General features: G+C 74.8%; 14 protein-coding genes and 3 tRNA genes. 5 read left to right on the forward strand and 12 right to left on the reverse strand.

What is annotated here, in order from left to right; translation table 11 throughout:
• Positions 1-5: 5 nt before the first annotated feature.
• From ABQ292_RS04435 to ABQ292_RS04445, 3 genes are all read right to left on the reverse strand, one after another.
• Complete coding sequence (locus tag ABQ292_RS04435) at positions 6-1,145, reverse strand: cystathionine gamma-lyase (protein WP_369203639.1); 1,140 nt, start codon at positions 1,143-1,145, stop codon at positions 6-8.
• Between the two features lie 103 nt (positions 1,146-1,248).
• The gene (locus ABQ292_RS04440) at positions 1,249-2,271 is read right to left on the reverse strand and encodes an NAD(P)H-dependent glycerol-3-phosphate dehydrogenase (RefSeq protein ID WP_369203641.1); all 1,023 of its coding nucleotides are present in this window, start codon (positions 2,269-2,271) and stop codon (positions 1,249-1,251) included.
• On the reverse strand, positions 2,268-3,065 hold the full coding sequence (locus ABQ292_RS04445) for a lysophospholipid acyltransferase family protein (protein WP_369203643.1): 798 nt from the start codon (positions 3,063-3,065) through the stop codon (positions 2,268-2,270). The genes ABQ292_RS04440 and ABQ292_RS04445 overlap by 4 nt, the downstream gene beginning before the upstream one ends.
• Positions 3,066-3,162: 97 nt before the next feature.
• Between ABQ292_RS04445 and cofC the strand changes: the two genes are divergently transcribed.
• Genes cofC through ABQ292_RS04460 form a run of 3 tightly spaced genes read left to right on the forward strand, consistent with a single transcriptional unit; the run spans position 3,163 to position 6,930 of the window.
• Positions 3,163-3,795, forward strand: coding sequence for a 2-phospho-L-lactate guanylyltransferase (gene cofC, locus ABQ292_RS04450; RefSeq protein WP_369203645.1), 633 nt, complete (start codon positions 3,163-3,165; stop codon positions 3,793-3,795).
• A gap of 53 nt (positions 3,796-3,848) precedes the next feature.
• Positions 3,849-6,011, forward strand: coding sequence for an RNA degradosome polyphosphate kinase (locus tag ABQ292_RS04455; RefSeq protein ID WP_369203647.1), 2,163 nt, complete (start codon positions 3,849-3,851; stop codon positions 6,009-6,011).
• The gene (locus ABQ292_RS04460; RefSeq protein ID WP_369203649.1) at positions 6,001-6,930 is read left to right on the forward strand and encodes an NUDIX hydrolase; all 930 of its coding nucleotides are present in this window, start codon (positions 6,001-6,003) and stop codon (positions 6,928-6,930) included. Before ABQ292_RS04455 ends, ABQ292_RS04460 begins: the two co-directional genes overlap by 11 nt.
• A 119-nt stretch (positions 6,931-7,049) precedes the next feature.
• Here the strand turns inward: ABQ292_RS04460 and leuD are convergent, their stop codons facing one another.
• Together leuD and leuC are read right to left on the reverse strand one after the other, a co-directional pair.
• The gene (gene leuD, locus ABQ292_RS04465; RefSeq protein ID WP_369203651.1) at positions 7,050-7,649 is read right to left on the reverse strand and encodes a 3-isopropylmalate dehydratase small subunit; all 600 of its coding nucleotides are present in this window, start codon (positions 7,647-7,649) and stop codon (positions 7,050-7,052) included.
• A gap of 4 nt (positions 7,650-7,653) precedes the next feature.
• Positions 7,654-9,081 (reverse strand): 3-isopropylmalate dehydratase large subunit, encoded by a 1,428-nt coding sequence (gene leuC, locus ABQ292_RS04470; RefSeq protein WP_369203653.1) that lies wholly within the window; start codon positions 9,079-9,081, stop codon positions 7,654-7,656.
• Positions 9,082-9,165: 84 nt separating this feature from the next.
• Between leuC and ABQ292_RS04475 the strand changes: the two genes are divergently transcribed.
• Together ABQ292_RS04475 and ABQ292_RS04480 are read left to right on the forward strand one after the other, a co-directional pair.
• A complete protein-coding gene (locus ABQ292_RS04475; RefSeq protein WP_438940569.1) occupies positions 9,166-9,843 on the forward strand; it encodes an IclR family transcriptional regulator in 678 nt (225 codons plus the stop codon).
• 138 nt (positions 9,844-9,981) lie between these two features.
• Positions 9,982-11,115, forward strand: a complete 1,134-nt coding sequence (locus tag ABQ292_RS04480) for a sulfite oxidase (protein WP_369203657.1) — start codon at positions 9,982-9,984, stop codon at positions 11,113-11,115.
• 9 nt (positions 11,116-11,124) lie between these two features.
• Here ABQ292_RS04480 and ABQ292_RS04485 read toward each other — a convergent pair whose 3' ends face one another.
• The 7 genes from ABQ292_RS04485 to ABQ292_RS04515 all read right to left on the reverse strand — a co-directional run bounded on the left by ABQ292_RS04485 (position 11,125) and on the right by ABQ292_RS04515 (position 15,942).
• A complete protein-coding gene (locus ABQ292_RS04485; RefSeq protein ID WP_369203659.1) occupies positions 11,125-11,436 on the reverse strand; it encodes a hypothetical protein in 312 nt (103 codons plus the stop codon).
• 16 nt (positions 11,437-11,452) lie between these two features.
• Entirely contained in the window at positions 11,453-13,135 is a 1,683-nt protein-coding gene (locus tag ABQ292_RS04490) for a sodium:solute symporter family protein (RefSeq protein ID WP_369203661.1), read from the reverse strand.
• A gap of 22 nt (positions 13,136-13,157) precedes the next feature.
• Entirely contained in the window at positions 13,158-14,339 is a 1,182-nt protein-coding gene (gene galK / locus ABQ292_RS04495; RefSeq protein WP_369203663.1) for a galactokinase, read from the reverse strand.
• Positions 14,336-15,430: a galactose-1-phosphate uridylyltransferase gene (gene galT, locus ABQ292_RS04500; protein ID WP_369203665.1), complete on the reverse strand. Its 1,095-nt coding sequence runs from the start codon at positions 15,428-15,430 to the stop codon at positions 14,336-14,338. Before galT ends, galK begins: the two co-directional genes overlap by 4 nt.
• A 146-nt stretch (positions 15,431-15,576) precedes the next feature.
• Positions 15,577-15,649, reverse strand: a tRNA-Glu gene (locus ABQ292_RS04505).
• 98 nt (positions 15,650-15,747) lie between these two features.
• Positions 15,748-15,820 (reverse strand) — tRNA-Glu (locus ABQ292_RS04510).
• Between the two features lie 50 nt (positions 15,821-15,870).
• A tRNA-Gln gene (locus ABQ292_RS04515) sits at positions 15,871-15,942 on the reverse strand.
• Positions 15,943-15,977: the final 35 nt, after the last annotated feature.

The raw sequence follows: 15,977 nt of genomic DNA on the forward strand, positions 1-15,977 counted from the left end.
CGCCCTCAGCCGGCGGCGCCGAGGGCGGTGACGAGGTCGGCGACGACGTCGGCGGTGTCCTCGATGCCGCAGGAGAACCGCAGGAACCCGGCCGGGACGGCGTCCCCGCCCCACTGCGCCCGCCGGTCGACGGTGCTGTGCACGCCGCCGAAGCTGGTCGCCGCCGTCCAGAGCCGGCTCGCGGCGAGGAAGCGGGACACCGCGGCCTCGTCGGCCAGCTCGGCGGAGACCACCCCGATCGGCCGCAGCATCTGCCGGGTCGCGAGGGCGTGGGAGGGGTCCCCGGGCCGCCACGGCCAGCGCACGCCGGTCACCGCCGGGTGGTCGGCGAGCACCGCCGCCACCGCCTCGGCGGTGGCCGCCTGGCGGGCCAGCCGCAGGTCCAGCGTGCTCATCGACCGGTGACCCAGCCACGCGTCGAAGGCCCCCGGCGTCGCGCCGGTGTGGTCGCGCCAGCCCTTGAGCCGGTCGTACAGCTCGCCGGAGGCGGTGCTGACGTGGCCGAGCAGGAGGTCGCTGTGCCCGGTGAGCGCCTTGGTGTCGGCGCCGATGCTGAGGTCGGCGCCCAGCGCCAGCGGCCGCTGCCCCAGCGGGGTGGCGGTGGTGTTGTCGACGGCGAGCAGCGCTCCGGCGGCCCGGGTGGCCCGGGCGACGGCGGCCACGTCGCAGACGTCGAGGTGCGGGTTGCTCGGCGTCTCGAGGAGCACCATGCGCACGCCGTCGAGGTCACCGCGGGCGGCGACGTCGGCGATCCCGACGGTGGGCACGTACTCGACGCGCACGCCGAGCCGCTCGAGCTCGTCGCGCGCCAGCAGGCGGGTGGCGTAGTAGCCGTCGGCGGGCAGCACGAGCCGGTCCCCCGCCGACACCAGCGCCATCACCGCCGCGCCGACCGCCGCCATGCCGCTGGCGAAGGACAGGCAGCGGCCGCCGTCGAGCTGGCCGACCGCCGTCTCGAACGCCCGGTACGTGGGGTGCTCGGTGCGGGCGTAGGCGTCGGCGCCGCCGGCCCGCGGCGGGCGGTCGCCGAGGTGGAACGGGGCGGCGAACACCGGCGAGGGCCGCAGCGGCGTGCCGGGCACCGGGGCCAGGTCACCGGCGCGCACCGAGCGGGTGCCGTCACCCCACTCCGCGGGGAGGCCCACCCCGGGCCGGTCGCTTCCTCCGGCTCCGTCCCCGGGCCGGTCGCTCACTCCGGCCCCGTCCCCGGGCCGGTCGCTCACTCCGGCTCCGCCCCGGGCCGGTCGCTCACTCCGGCTTCGCTTCCCTCGACATGATCTCCTTGACGATCTGCGCCGCGGACACGCCCTCGTGGCACACCCGCACGACCGCCTCGGTGAGCGGCACGTCCACGTCGTGCGCACGGGCCAGCTCCAGCACCGGACGGCAGCTCTTGACGCCCTCGGCCACCTGCCGGGAGGTGCGCTGCACCTCCTCCAGCGACATCCCGCGGCCGAGCTTCTCCCCGAACGTCCGGTTGCGCGACAGCGGCGAGCTGCAGGTGGCCACGAGGTCCCCGAGGCCGGCCAGCCCGGCGAAGGTGGTCAGCTCCGCGCCGAGGGCGGTGCCGAGCCGGGCGGTCTCGGCCAGCCCACGCGTGATGAGCGAGGCGCGGGTGTTGTCGCCGAACCCCATGCCCTCGGCCATGCCGCAGGCCAGCGCGATCACGTTCTTCACCGCGCCGCCCAGCTCGCAGCCGACCAGGTCGCGGTTGGTGTAGGGCCGGAAGTACGGCGTGTGGCAGGCGGCCTGCACCGCCTCGGCGCGCTCGACGTCGGGACAGGCGATGACCGTCGCCGCCGGCTGCTCCTCGGCGATCTCGCGGGCCAGGTTTGGCCCCGACAGCGCGGCCACCCGGTCCGGTCCCGCGCCGGTGACCTCCCGGATGACCTCGCTCATGCGCTTGCTGCTGCCGAGCTCGACGCCCTTCATGAGCGACAGGAGGGTCGAGTCGGGGGGCAGCAGCGGCGTCCAGGCGAGGAGGTTGTCCCGCAGCGACTGGGAGGGGACGGCGAGCACGACGACGTCGGCGCCGTCGAGGGCCTGCGCCGCGTCGGTGGTCGCCGTCAGCGCGCCGGGCAGCTTGACGCCGGGCAGGTAGTCGGGGTTCTCCCCCGTCTCGGTGATGGCCTGGCACAGCTCGGGACGGCGGGCGTGCAGGGACACCGTGCAGCCGGCGTCGGCGAGCACCTTGGCGAACGTCGTCCCCCAGGACCCGGCGCCCAGGACGGCGGCGCGGGTGCCGCGGCCGGAGCGCTCCGGACCGCTCACGCGGCGCTCCCCGGCACGTCGCCGGACGGCCGTCGCCGCGGGCGGGAGGCGAAGCCGGGGGGCGCCGGCTCACCGCGCAGCTCGGCCAGGAGGTCACGCACCCGGCCCATGATGAGGTCGGTCGTCTCCCGCAGCAGCTCGGGGGTCAGCGGCCGGCCGGCGCGCACCTCCGCCCGCAGGGCGTCGAGGTCGACCGGCTCACCGAGGGAGTACTCGGTGGGCGTGCGCGGGCGCAGGTGCAACTTCTTGGTGTGGTAGTCGTGCACCCGCTGCGGCCCCCACTGCGCCACGGGCAGCACGACGGCGTCGGTGGTGAGCGCCAGCCGGGCCACGCCGGTGCGGGCCTGCATGGGCCACCAGTGCTCGTCGCGGGTGACCGAGCCCTCGGGGTAGATCACCACGACGTTGCCCGCCTCGAGGTCGGCCACGGCGGCCGCGAGCGACCCCCGGGCCTCCGACGAGCCGCGGGGCACCGGGATCTGCCCGGCGTCGCGCAGGATCCGGCCGGCCAGCCCCCTGAACACCGCCTCCTTGGCCAGGAAGTGCGGGATCCGCCCGTGGTCGTAGACCAGCCGGGCGCAGGCCAGCGGGTCGAGCACCGAGACGTGGTTGGCCACCAGCAGCACCGGCCCGGTGCGGGGCAGCCGCTCACCGTGCCGGTAGCGCAGCCGGAACAGCAGGGAGGCGACCGGGTGGATGACGACGACCGCCAGCTTCAGCGACCACGGCAACCGGCCCCGCTCGTGCAGGGCCCGGGCCCGGTGCTGCGCCCCGGCGGACTGGTCCTCGGTCACCGGCACCCCCTCCGCTCGGTCGCAACGACCCGCCCATGATCGCACCGGGGTCTCCGGCGGCGTCCGGGCACCGGTCGCGGTGTGCTCACATGGAACCGTGCGCTGGTCCCTGGTCGTCCCGGCGAAGCGGCTCGGCGCGGCCAAGACCCGCCTGCGGCCGTTGACCGGCGGCCCCGCCGACGGCGGCCTGCACGCCGAGCTGGTGCTCGCGCTGCTGGCCGACACCGTCGCCGCGGCCCGGGCCTGCCCGGCGGTGGCCGACGTCGTCGTGGTCACCGACGACGAGCGCGCCGCCGCGACCGTCCGGGCGCTGGGCGCGCGGACCGTGCCCGACGAGCCCGACCGCGGCCTGAACCCCGCACTGGCCCACGGCGCGCGGACGGCGGCCACCGGCGCCGTCGCCGCCCTCTCCTCCGACCTGCCGGCGCTGCGCCCCGCGGAGCTGGCGGCCGCGCTGGCCGCGGCCGCGGCCGTGCCGCAGGGCTTCGTGGCCGACGCTGCCGGCACCGGGACGACGCTGCTGGCCGCGGCCGGGGTGCCACTGGACCCGCGCTTCGGCAGCGGGTCGGCCGCTGCGCACGCCGCCGCCGGCGCCGTGCCCCTGATCGGCGACTGGCCGGGCCTGCGCCGCGACGTCGACACCCCCGCCGACCTCACCGCGGCGGCCGTCCTCGGCGTCGGGACGGCGACGGCGGCCCTGCTGCCCCGGCTGCCGCGGCCCGCCGCCTGAGCGGACCGGGCGCCCACCCCTCGCCGTTCACCCGGTTGGGGCACGATGAGCCCGTGGCAGCCGAGACGACGACCCCGGAGACGACGACCCCGGAGACGACGACCCCGGAGACGACGACCCCGGAGACGACGACCCACGGGGGCCCGGTCGCCCCGGAGGAGCCGCCGGTCCTGCCCACCGACCGCTACCTCAACCGCGAGCTGTCGTGGCTGGACTTCAACGCCCGGGTGCTCGAGCTCGCCGAGGACGAGACGCTGCCGCTGCTCGAGCGGGTCAAGTTCCTGGCGATCTTCGCCGGCAACCTCGACGAGTTCTACATGGTCCGCATCGCCGGCCTGAAGCGGCGGCAGAGCACCGGCCTGACCGTCCGCTCCCCCGACGGGCTGACCATCCGGGAGCAGCTGACGCGGGTGACCGAGCGCAGCCAGGAGCTGGTGCACCGGCAGGCCGTCGCCTTCCAGCAGGACATCACCCCGCGGCTGGAGGCCGCCGGCATCCGGATCGTGCACTGGTCCGACCTGGCCGAGCCCGAGACCCGGCGGCTGCGGGAGTACTTCCGCGACCAGGTGTTCCCGGTGCTCACCCCGCTGGCGGTCGACCCGGCCCACCCGTTCCCCTACATCAGCGGCCTGTCGCTCAACCTCGCCGTCCAGGTGCGCGACCCCGACACCGGCGCCCCGCACTTCGCCCGGCTCAAGGTGCCCAACAACGTGCCGCGGTTCGTCCCGGTGGGGTCGGTCGACGCGGCGGGCTCGGCGACGTTCCTGCCGCTCGAGGACCTCATCGCCGCGCACCTGCCGGCCCTGTTCCCGGGCCTCGACGTGGTCGACCACCACCTGTTCCGGGTGACCCGCAACGCCGACGTCGAGGTCGAGGAGGACCGCGACGAGGACCTGCTGCAGGCCCTCGAGCGCGAGCTGGCGCGCCGCCGGTTCGGCCCGGCGGTGCGGCTGGAGGTGACCGAGACGATGGACCCGCAGATCCTCGGCGTCCTCGTCTCCGAGCTCGAGGTCGGGCCGCAGGACGTCGTCACGGTGCCCGGGCTGCTCGACCTCGCGTCGCTGTGGGCCCTCTACGCCCTCGACCGGCCCGAGCTGAAGGACGAGCCGTTCGTGCCGGCCACCCACCCGCGGCTGTCCGAGGGCGAGACGCCCAAGAGCGTCTTCGCCACGTTGCGCGAGGGCGACGTGCTGGTCCACCACCCGTACCACTCGTTCGCGACCAGCGTGCAGCGCTTCATCGAGCAGGCCGCGGCCGATCCGCACGTGCTGGCGATCAAGCAGACGCTGTACCGGACCTCCGGTGACTCCCCCATCGTCACCGCGCTCATCGAGGCGGCCGAGGCCGGCAAGCAGGTGGTCGTGCTGGTCGAGATCAAGGCGCGCTTCGACGAGGAGGCCAACATCACCTGGGCCCGGTCGCTGGAGCGGGCCGGCTGCCACGTCGTCTACGGGCTGGTGGGCCTGAAGACGCACTGCAAGACGGCGCTGGTGGTGCGGCGGGAGAACGGGGTCATCCGCCGCTACGTGCACATCGGCACCGGCAACTACAACCCCAAGACCGCGCGGATCTACGAGGACGTCGGCATCCTCACCGCCGACCCGCGGGTGGGCGCCGACCTCACCGACCTGTTCAACACCCTCACCGGCTACTCGCGGCAGACCGCCTACCGGCAGCTGATGGTCGCGCCGCACGGCATCCGCAGCGGCCTGGTCGAGAAGATCCGCCGCGAGGCCCGCCACGTCGCCGAGGACCGGCCGGCCGGGATCCGCATCAAGGTGAACTCGCTGGTCGACGAGCGGGTCATCGACGCCCTCTACGAGGCCGCGCAGGCCGGCGTGCCGGTGGAGCTGTTCGTCCGCGGCATCTGCGCCCTGCGGCCCGGCGTCCCGGGGCTGTCGGAGGGGATCCGGGTGCGCTCGATCGTCGGCCGCTTCCTCGAGCACTCGCGGGTCATCGCCTTCTGCAACGGCGGCGAGCCGGAGTGGTGGATCGGCAGCGCCGACCTCATGCACCGCAACCTCGACCGCCGGGTGGAGGTGCTGCTGCGGGTGTGTGACGAGACCGCCCAGCGGGAGCTGCAGGGGGTGTTCGACGCCGCGATGGCACCCGGCGTGCGCTGCTGGGAGCTGGGGCCCGACGGCTCGTGGGTCCGCGACGGCGAACACGACTACCAGGCCGGGCTCATGGCGGCGGAGACCGAGCATGCCGGCTGAGCGGAAGCGCGGCGTCGTGGCGGCGGCCGGCGGCGCCGTCTGGCGGACGGCGCCCGACGGCGGCCTGGAGACCGTCCTCGTGCACCGCGAGCGCTACGACGACTGGTCGCTGCCCAAGGGCAAGCTCGACGCCGGGGAGAACGCCCTGGCCGCCGCCGTCCGCGAGGTGCGGGAGGAGACCGCGCTCGACGTCGTCGCCGGCCGGCGCAGCGTGCGCACCCGGTACGCGGTCGCCGAGGGCGCCAAGCACGTCGACTACTGGCTGATGCGGGCCGTGGGCAGCGACGAGCCGTTCGACGCCAACCACGAGGTCGACGAGCTGCGCTGGCTGCCGGTCGAGGAGGCCGCGGCGCTGGCCACCCACCAGCACGACCGCACGGTGCTCACCGACCTCGCGCGCACCGACGTCCCGCGCGCGCCCACGCTGCTGCTGGTGCGGCACGCCAAGGCCGGCAGCCGCAGCCACTGGGACGGCCCCGACGCCGAGCGGCCGCTGGACGCGCAGGGCCGACGGCAGGCGCAGCAGCTGGCCGCGGTCCTGCCGGTGTTCGGCCCGGTCGAGCTGCTCACCGCCGAGCGGGTCCGGTGCCGCCAGACGCTGGAGCCGCTGGCGGAGGTGACCGGCGTGCCGCTGTGCGCGCTGCCCGAGCTCGGCGAGGAGGAGTTCGCCGCCGACCCGCAGGGGGGCCTGGCCGTCGTCGAGCGCCTGCTGGAGCCGCGGGACCGGCCGGGCGTCACCGTGGTCTGCAGCCAGGGCGGGGCGATCCCGTCGGTGCTGATGGCCCTCGGCGTGCGCTGGGAGGGCTCCCGGCCGCACCCGCCGGCGGCCAAGGGCAGCGTCTGGGCGCTGGGTGGCCGGACCGGGGCCCTGACCGCCGACTACTACCGCGACCTCGGCCCCGACCCCGACGCCCCCTGACGGCCCCGTCCCGGACCCCGCCCCGAGCGTGCGAGGGGTGGGAGGACGGGGTCCTTGTGCTTCCCCCGCCGCCTCGCACGCTCGGCGCGGGCCCCTGGAGGGTGGCCCGTTCCCTCACGTCACCTCGCGGGCAGCGCCTTCGGCAGCCAGGCCGGACGGCGGGCCTCGTAGGCCTCGATGTCGTCGAGGTGCCGCTCGGTGAGGCCGACGTCGTCGAGCCCCTCGAGCAGCCGCCAGCGGGTGTAGTCGTCGGCCTCGAACGGCACCGTCGTGTCGCCGTGGGTGACGGTCTTGGCCTGCAGGTCGACCGTCACCGGCGTGGTGGGGTCGGCCTCCACCGCCGCCCAGAGCGCCTCGACCTGGTCCTGCGGCAGGACGACGGTGAGCAGGCCCGACTTGGTCGAGTTGTTCTTGAAGATGTCGGCGAACCGCGAGCTGATGACCACGCGGAAGCCGCCGTCCAGCAGTGCCCAGCAGGCGTGCTCGCGCGAGGAGCCGGTGCCGAAGTCGGGGCCGGCGACGAGGATCGAGGCGTCGGCGTACTGCGGCTGGTTGAGCACGAAGTCCGGCTCGTTCTTCCGCCAGGCGACGAACAGGCCGTCCTCGAAGCCGGTGCGGGTGATCCGCTTCAGGTACTCGGCCGGGATGATCTGGTCGGTGTCGACGGCGCTGCGGCGCAGCGGGGCGGCCGTGCCGGTGTGCGTGGTGAAGGCGTCCATCGGGTCAGACTCCAGCGGTCGTCAGGTCGGCGGGCTGCAGGTCGGCGGGGGCGGTGAGCTTCCCGGTCAGCGCGGTGGCCGCGGCGACCGACGGCGACACCAGGTGGGTGCGCCCGCCCTTGCCCTGGCGGCCCTGGAAGTTGCGGTTGCTGGTCGACGCCGACCGCTCCCCGGGCTGGAGCTGGTCGGGGTTCATGCCCAGGCACATGGAGCACCCCGCACCCCGCCACTCGGCGCCGGCCTCGGTGAACACCCGGTCCAGGCCCTCGGCCTCGGCCTGCAGCTTGACGCCGACCGACCCGGGGACGACGAGCATCCGGGTGTTCGGGTCGATGTGCCTACCGCGCAGCAGCTCGGCGGCGATCCGCAGGTCCTCGATGCGACCGTTGGTGCACGAGCCGAGGAAGACGGTGTCGACCTCGATCTCGCGCAGCGGCGTGCCCGGCTCGAGACCCATGTAGGCCAGCGCCTGCTCGGCGGCCCGGCGCTCGTTCCCGTCGGCCATCGCCGCCGGGTCGGGCACCGCGGCGTCGATCGGCAGGCCCTGACCCGGGTTGGTCCCCCAGGTGACGAACGGCGTCAGCTCGGCGGCGTCCAGGACGACCTCGGTGTCGAAGACCGCGCCCTCGTCGGTGCGCAGCGTCCGCCAGTACTCGACGGCGGCGTCCCAGTCGGCGCCCTGCGGGGCGTGCGGGCGGCCCTCGAGGAACGCGAAGGTGGTCTCGTCCGGCGCGATCAGCCCGGCACGGGCGCCGGCCTCGATCGACATGTTGCAGATCGTCATCCGGGCCTCCATCGACAGCCCCTCGATGGCGCTGCCGCGGTACTCGATGACGTGCCCGGCGGCGCCGTTGGTGCCGATCCGGGCGATGACGGCGAGGATCACGTCCTTCGACGAGACCCCCTCGGGCAGCTCGCCCTCCACCGTCACGGCCATCTGCTTCGGCCGGTACTGCGGCAGCGTCTGCGTGGCCAGCACGTGCTCGACCTCGCTGGTGCCGATGCCGAAGGCCAGCGCGCCGAACGCGCCGTGGGTGGAGGTGTGGCTGTCACCGCAGACGATGGTCATCCCCGGCTGGGTCAGCCCCAGCTGCGGGCCGATGACGTGCACGATGCCCTGGTCGCGGTCGCCCATGGGGGCCAGCCGGATGCCGAACTCCGCGGCGTTCCTCCGCAGCGCCTCGACCTGCGCGCGGCTGACCGGGTCGGCGATCGGCTTGAGGATCTCCAGCGTCGGGACGTTGTGGTCCTCGGTGGCCATCGTCAGCTCGGGGTGGCGCACCGTGCGGCCCGCCGCGCGGAGGCCGTCGAAGGCCTGCGGGCTGGTCACCTCGTGCACGAGGTGCAGGTCGATGTAGAGCAGGTCCGGCTCGCCCGCGGCGCTGCGCACGACGTGGGCGTCGTAGACCTTCTCCGCCAGGGTCTTCGGCACGGGGTCCCTCCAGGTGGGCCACGGTGGTCATCCCACACCGTGGGATGAGAGTATCGCTGTGTGGGACAGCCTAACCCCGTTGCCGTGCTGGACAAAGCAGTGGCCATCCTGCGCGCCGTCGCGCAGGAGCCGGCGTCGCTCGCCGACCTGGTCGCGCGCACCGAGCTGCCGCGTGCCACGGCCCACCGGCTGGCCGTGGCCCTCGAGGGGCACCGGCTGCTCCGGCGCACGCCGGCGGGTACCTGGGCGCCCGGCCCCGCGCTGGCCGAGCTCAGCCACGGCGGCGCCGACCTCGCCCGGGTGGCCGGCCGGCACCTGGTGGTGCTGCGCGACGCCAGCGGGGAGAGCGCCCAGTTCTACGTGCGCGAGGGCAGCTCCCGGGTGTGCGTGGCCTCCGCCGAGCGGGCGCACGGCCTGCGAGACACCGTGCCGGTCGGGGCGCGGCTGCCCATGACCGCGGGCTCGGCGGCGCACGCGCTGCTGGCCTTCGCCCCCGCCGAGGAGGTCACGCCGCTGCTGCCGAACGCCAGCTTCACCGCGCGCACGCTGCTCGACGTCCGCCGTCGTGGGTGGGCGCACAGCGTGGCCGAGCGCGAGCCCGGGGTGGCCTCGCTGTCGGCCCCGGTGCGGGACCCGGCCGGCGCGGTGCTCGGCGCGGTGTCCATCTCCGGCCCGGTCGAGCGGCTGGGCCGCCGGCCCAGCCCCGAGGTGGTCGGCGCGGTGCTCGAGGCCGCCTCGGCGATCGCCCGCGCCGCGAGCTGAGGGAGGACCTCCCTGTCCCCCACCGCTCGCACGCCCCGCGGCGGACCCCTGCAGGGAGGCCGGCCGACCGGAGGGTCACCCGCCGGCCGTCCGACCGGAGGGTTACCTCCTGGCCGGTCCCGGGCGGAGACTGCCCGCATGACGACGACCCAGCCGACGACGGAGTCGACGCACCGCGGACGCGCCCGGATCGCCGAGCCCGGTGAGGGCATCGGCCTCGACGAGCTGGCGCTGGCGACCCGCAACCACGGGATGCCGCTGGAGGCGCTGCGCTACGACGTCACGCCGCCGGGCCTGCACTACGTGCTGACCCACTACGACATCCCCGCACTCGACCCGGGCAGCTGGTCGCTGGAGCTCGGCGGCGCAGTCGCCCGGCCGCTGCGGCTGACCCTCGACGACCTGCGCAGCCGCCCGGCCGTCACCTCACGGGTGCTGCTCGAGTGCGCCGGCAACGGCCGCGCCCGGCTCGAGCCCCGGCCGGTCAGCCAGCCGTGGCTGCTGGAGGCCGTGGGCACCGCCGAGTGGACCGGCACGCCGCTGGCGCCGCTGCTCGAGGAGGCCGGCGTCTCCCCCGAGGCCGTCGACGTCGCCTTCACCGGCGCCGACCACGGGGTCGAGCGCGGCGTCGAGCAGGACTACGCCCGCGGTCTGCCGCTGGCCGAGGCGATGCGGCCCGACGTCCTGCTGGTCTGGGGCATGAACGGGATGCCGCTGCCGCCGCAGCACGGCGCTCCGCTGCGGCTGCTCGTGCCCGGCTGGTACGGGATGGCGCACGTCAAGTGGCTGACCCGCATCGAGGTCCTCGAGACGGCGTTCACCGGTTTCCAGAACGCGGTCGCCTACCGGATGCGGACCGGTGGCGACGACGACGGCGCCCCGGTCACCCGCATCGCCCCGCGGGCGCTGCTGGCCCCGCCCGGCTGGCCGGACTTCATGACCCGCGAGCGGTTCGTGCACGCCGGGCCGGTGACGCTGACCGGGCGCGCGTGGTCCGGCCGCGCCCCGGTGACCGCCGTCGAGGTCAGCACCGACGCCGGGACGACCTGGGCCCCGGCCGACCTGGCCCCCGCGGACCCCGCGCACCCCCACGCCTGGCGGGCGTGGACCTGCACGTGGGACGCCGCGCCGGGCCCGCACGAGCTCGTCGTGCGGGCCGCGGACGCGGAGGGGCCCCAGCCGACCGAGGCGCCGTGGAACCGGCAGGGCATGGCCAACAACCTCGTCCAGCGGGTGCCGGTGACGGTCCTGGACCAGCCCCGCGGCCGGTGACCCCCGGCCCTAGTGGCCCTTGGCCGGAGAGGTGCCGCTGCCGTCGTCGTCGGGGTCCTGCCGGTCCGGCGGGGCCTCGACGACGATCGGGCGCAGCCGTACCCACAGCACGAAGGCCGCGGCGAAGACGAGCATCGCGAGCCCGGCCCACAGGTTGGCGTTGACGTCGCCGGTCCGCTCCCGGTCGGCGGGGGTGTCGCCGAACAGCCCCACGAGGACCAGCACGACACCGTAGAAGCCGATCAGCGCGGCGATGACGTTGCGGACGTCGAAGGCGCCGGCCGACTGCTTGGCCGGTGTGGCGCGGTTGCTGCTGCTCATGACCGTGCTCCTGACGTCAGCGGAAGATCACGTTGAGGACGATGACCATGACCAGCGCGATGCCGGCCAGCTTGGTCGGCGACTGGTACCAGGGCAGCCGGTGCGCGTCGGGGTCGGTCCGCTGCTCCTTCGGCGTCTCGGAGTAGACCAGGCCGGCGAGCTGGGCGACCGGCTTGGGCGCCGTCACCTGGCTGACGGCGACGCTGACCACGATGTCGACGAGGAAGGCGGCACTCGCGGCGACGAAGCTCGCGCCCTGGCCGCCGAGCGGGAGCACGCCCAGCGACGCCGTCCCGAACGCGTCCTCGCTGAGGAAGGCGACGGCGACGGCAGCCAGCGTCCCGGACACCAGGCCCATCCAGCCCGCGGTCGGCGTCATCCGCTTCCAGAACATGCCGAGGATGAAGGTGGCGAACAGCGGGGCGTTGAAGAAGCCGAACAGCGTCTGCAGGTAGTCCATCAGGTTCGTGTAGCCGGACGCGATGATCGCCGTCCCGATGGCGGCCACGGTGGCGCCGACGGTCGCCCACCGGCCGACGGCGAGGTAGTAGCCGTCGGGCCGGTCCTTCTTCACGTACTGCTGCCACAGGTCGTAGCTGAAGACCGTGTTGAAGGCGGAGATGTTGGCCGCCATGCCGGCCATGAACGCCGCCAGCAGGCCGGCGAGCGCGACGCCGAGCAGGCCGTTGGGCAGGGTGTCGCGGATGAGCAGCAGGATCGAGTTGTTGTAGTCGAAGTCCGCGTCGGCGTTGGCCCGTGCCTCGACGACCTCCGGGACCAGCACCGTGGCGATCAGGCCCGGGATGACCACGATGAACGGCACGAACATCTTCGGGAAGGCCCCGATGATCGGCGTCGCGCGCGCGGCCGACATCGACTTGGTGGCCATGGCCCGCTGGACCTCGACGAAGTTCGTCGTCCAGTAGCCGAAGGACAGCACGAAACCCAGGCCGAAGACGATGCCGATCACCGACAGGACGGGGCTGCCGATGCCGGAGAGGTCGGTGGCCGGCCACGAGGTCAGCTCCTCCCCCCGGCCGGAGTCGGTGATCCGGTCGACCAGCCCGCCGACGCCGCCGACCCGGTTGAGGCCGATGAGCGTCAGCGGCAGCAGCGCGGCGACGATGACGAAGAACTGCAGGACCTCGTTGTAGATGGCCGCCGACAGCCCGCCGAGGGTGATGTAGCTGAGCACCACGGCCGCCGCGACGATCAGGGACAGCCACAGCGGCCAGCCCAGCAGCGCCTCGACGATGGTGGCGAGCAGGAACAGGTTGATGCCGGCGATGAGGATCTGCGCGACGGCGAAGCTGATCGCGTTGACCAGGTGGGCGCCGGTGCCGAACCGGCGGCGCATGAACTCCGGGACGCTGCGGACCTTCGACCCGTAGTAGAAGGGCATCATCACCACGCCCAGGAACAGCATGGCCGGGACCGCGCCGATCCAGAAGTAGTGCATGGTGCTCATGCCGTACTGCGCGCCGTTGGCCGACATGCCGACGATCTCGACGGCGCCGAGGTTGGCCGAGATGAACGCCAGGCCGGTGACCCACGCGGGCAGCGAGCGACCCGACAGGAAGAAGTCCAGGCTGTCGGACACCCGTCTCCGCGCGGCGGCACCGATCAGGAGCACCACGGCGAAGTAGGCGGCCACCAGCAGGTAGTCGACGAACGACGCATCCAGTCTCAGATCGTCCACTCGGGCCTCCACTCCGTTCGTCTCATGTGAGCCGCCGCGCCCCGGGCGAGGGGACGACGACGAACGCGCGCGGGGCACCGGCTCCCTCGCGCGCGAAGCGATCGGCCACGGCGGCGGTGACGACGTCCACCGCCGCGGCGTCGACCAGGGCCACGGCGCTGCCGCCGAACCCGCCGCCGACCATCCGGGCGCCGTGGGCACCGGCCTCGACGGCCGCCTCGACGAGGGCGTCGAGCAGCGGCACGGAGACCTCGAAGTCGTCGCGCAGCGAGGCGTGGCCGGCGGTGAGCACCGGTCCGACGGCGTGCGGGTCACCGCCCTCGCGCAGCATCCCGACGACCTCGCGCACGCGGGCGTCCTCGCTCACGACGTGCCGTGCCCGGCGCAGCAGCAGCGCCCCGCGCTCGGTGCCGTCGTCGAGCCGGTCGAGGTCCGCGACGTCGCGGACCTGGCAGAGCAGGTCGACGCCGAGGCGCTCCGCGGCCTCCTCGCACTCCCGGCGCCGGTCGCCGTAGCCGCTCTCGGCGTGGTCGTGCGTGGTGCCGGAGTCGAGGACGAGCAGCGCCAGGCCGGCGGCGTCGAGGTCGAGGGGCACCTGCTCGCTGCTGCGGTCGCTGGTGTCGAGGTACAGGGCGTGCCCGGCGGTGCACAGCACCGAGGCGGACTGGTCGAGGATGCCGGTGGGCGCGCCGACGAAGTCGTTCTCCGCGCGCCGGGCGACGTCGACCAGGTCGCCCGGTCCGAGGTCGAGGGCGAGCAGGTCGCGCAGGGCCAGGGCGACGGCGCACTCCAGCGCGGCCGACGAGGACAGGCCCGCCCCGGCGGGGACGTCGCCGTCGACGAGCAGGCTGAGCCCGCCGGGCACGGACGCGCGCAGCTCGGCGACGACGCCGGCCGGGTAGCCGGCCCAGCCGCCCGGGGTGCCGGGCGCGAGGTCGGCGACGGCGACGTCGGCGTCGGCGTCGGCGTGCTGCCGCGAGACGAGCACCAGCCGGCCGTCGTCGCGGCGGGCCACCGCGGCGCGGGTGGTGTGCGGCAGGGCCACCGGCAGCACGTGCCCGCCGTTGTAGTCGGTGTGCTCGCCGATCACGTTGACCCGGCCCGGCGCCGCCCAGACGCCCTCCGGCGCGGCGCCGAACCGCTCGGTGAAGGCCGCGACGGCGCGCTCGGCCGCGGCCGCGTCGTCCAGGGGCCGGTCGCTCACGGGACGACCACCGCCCGCAGCTGTTCGGCGACGTCCTCCGGGTTGGTGTCGGTGATGAAGGCGCCCATCCCCGACTCCGAGCCGGCCAGGTACTTCAGCTTGCCCGGGGCCCGGCGCAGCGAGAACAGCTGCAGGTGCAGCCACCAGTCCTCGCGCCCGGCGTGCACCGGCGCCTGGTTCCAGGAGGCGATGTAGGGCATCGGGGTGTCGAAGCGGTGTGCGAAGCGGCCCAGGACGTCGAGGTAGACCGTGGCCAGGGCGTCGCGCTGGGCGTCCTCGAGGGCGGGCAGGTCGGGCACCCGGCGGGTCGGGAACAGCTGCACCTCGTAGGGCCAGCGGGCCGCGGCCGGCACGAAGGCGACCCAGTGGTCGTCGGCGGCGACCACCCGTGGGCCGGCGCGCTCGGCGTCGACGACCTCGGCGAACAGGTCACCGCCGGTCCCCTCGCGGTGCCGGCGCACCGAGCCCAGCACCCGCTCCACCCGTGGCGTCACGAACGGGTAGGCGTAGATCTGCCCGTGGGGGTGCGCGAGCGTCACCCCGATCTCCTCGCCGGAGTTCTCGAAGCAGAACACCTGCTCGACGCCGTCGATCCGGCTCAGCTCCGCGGTGCGGTCGGCCCAGACGTCGACCACCAGGCGGGCCCGGTCGTGGCCGAGCCCGGCGAAGTGCTGGTCGTGGTCGCTGGTGAACAGCACCACCTCGCAGCGGCCGAAGCCGGGACGCAGCGCGGCCAGCGGGGCGCCCGGGGCGGTCGGCGGGACGTCCTGGTCGACGGAGGTGGCCAGCGACGGGAAGCGGTTCTCGAACGCGACGACCTGGTAGTCGGACTCCGGCACCTCGGTGGGCCGGCCGGGGCGGGAGGGACACAGCGGGCACTGATCGGCCGGAGGCAGGAAGGTGCGGCTCTGCCGGTGCGCGGCGATGACCACCTCCTCACCGAGGAGGGCGTCCCGGCGCAGCTGCGAGTGGGTGCTCAGCGGCGGGAGGTCACGGGTGTCCTCGGCGACGTGCTCGGGAGCCGGGGAGTCCTCCGCGTCGAAGTAGAGGATCTCCCGCCCGTCCGCTAGTCGGCGGCTCGTCCGGATCACCGTGTCTGGCCTCCCGTCGCGGCCCGCGGGGGTGGGCCTCGGGAACGCTAGCCCCGACGGTGATCGCCCAGCCACTCGAAGCCGGGACGGGGACGCACGAGGGCCCCCGGCCGGGAGACCGGGGGCCCTGGGAGGTGGTGCCGCTGTAGCCCCGAAGGGATTCGAACCCTCGCTACCGCCGTGAGAGGGCGGCGTCCTGGGCCGCTAGACGACGGGGCCGGACGGGCTCCATGGTGCCACGGGCGCCCGCGCGCCCGGCGACCGGGGGCGGACGCACGAGAGCCCCCGGCCGGTGACCGGGGGCTCTCGCTGCGCTGTAGCCCCGAAGGGATTCGAACCCTCGCTACCGCCGTGAGAGGGCGGCGTCCTGGGCCGCTAGACGACGGGGCCGTGCGGTGGTGCGGTGTTTCCGGTGGTGCTGAGGAGGTGCTGCTTCCTCGCTGGGGTACCAGGACTCGAACCTAGACTAACGGAACCAGAAACCGTCGGGCTGCCAATTACCCCATACCCCAAGGCTTGGCCGGCACCTCGCGGCGCCGGGGAAGAC

This window comes from Geodermatophilus maliterrae (genome assembly GCF_041018925.1).
In the GTDB taxonomy this organism is placed as follows: domain Bacteria; phylum Actinomycetota; class Actinomycetes; order Mycobacteriales; family Geodermatophilaceae; genus Geodermatophilus; species Geodermatophilus maliterrae.

Bases quoted from the DNA above. Each gene is read 5' to 3' on its own strand.
- ABQ292_RS04460 (WP_369203649.1), top strand. From the start codon at position 6,001: ATGCCGGCTGAGCGGAAGCGCGGCGTCGTGGCGGCGGCCGGCGGCGCC.
- leuD (WP_369203651.1), bottom strand. From the start codon at position 7,649: ATGGACGCCTTCACCACGCACACCGGCACGGCCGCCCCGCTGCGCCGC.
- ABQ292_RS04480 (WP_369203657.1), top strand. From the start codon at position 9,982: ATGACGACGACCCAGCCGACGACGGAGTCGACGCACCGCGGACGCGCC.
- ABQ292_RS04485 (WP_369203659.1), bottom strand. From the start codon at position 11,436: ATGAGCAGCAGCAACCGCGCCACACCGGCCAAGCAGTCGGCCGGCGCC.